Here is a 761-nt window from a genome sequence, read left to right as displayed (position 1 = left end):
TTTGCGGGTGGCAAAGCTGACGGGCACCATACGCGCAAACTCATAAATATAAAGGTAAGACTCTTCACCGGGGTTATGTTTTTCATCTTCTTCAAGGCGGATAGCCCCAATTTTGGCCAAATCTGAAAGCATCTCATTTTCTTCAGCAGTCAGACCACAATCAGTAACCCCAAACCCTGTCATAAAACCATTCGCCCACTGTTTCAAAGCAATGACACGTTCGTATAAGCTATGTTCGTCATCAGGGACAAGTGGCATATATGCATAGGCATCGTCTTTGTCTTTTAGCTGAAATACTGTATCTTCGCCCTCCTCTGCCAATAAGGTTAGCGCCGCGTCTGGCAATGGTGCAAAACTTAGCTCTGCAAGGACAGTCGCCCATTCTTGCTCACTAGGAGCATTGCATGCTGTCATCAAGCCTGTCATCAAACCATGTAGCTCACTAATGCTAACATCAGTCCAATCTTCAATGGTATTTGACCAAGTATTCCAGCCTGAGATGTTGTCATTCATAACTATCGTCCTATCAATTAGTCGGTACTTATTCATTTAAAATAGCTGTAATTTCATACTATTTATAAGATTACAGCCAATAAAAGCAAAAAATGGAGCACAATACGTGCAATTACTTTGTTGATATAGATATTATGCGGTCACCTATGGCATTATTAAACGTAACGAAGAAAATTCCTCCACACATTACTTGTTAAGGATAATAACTGACTATGTACGATCAACTCAAAAACTTAGAAAAAATGATA

General features: G+C 40.1%; 1 protein-coding gene. It reads right to left on the bottom strand.

All coding sequences use genetic code 11. From position 1 onward, the window contains the following. A partial coding sequence (locus ACS8FD_RS19750) for a UPF0149 family protein (RefSeq protein ID WP_439277117.1) occupies window positions 1-513 on the bottom strand: 513 nt, incomplete at its 3' end. Between the last annotated feature and the right edge of the window lie 248 nt (window positions 514-761).

The organism is Psychrobacter sp. 1U2 (assembly GCF_051847575.1).
This window is presented reverse-complemented; position numbering and strand designations above follow the sequence as displayed.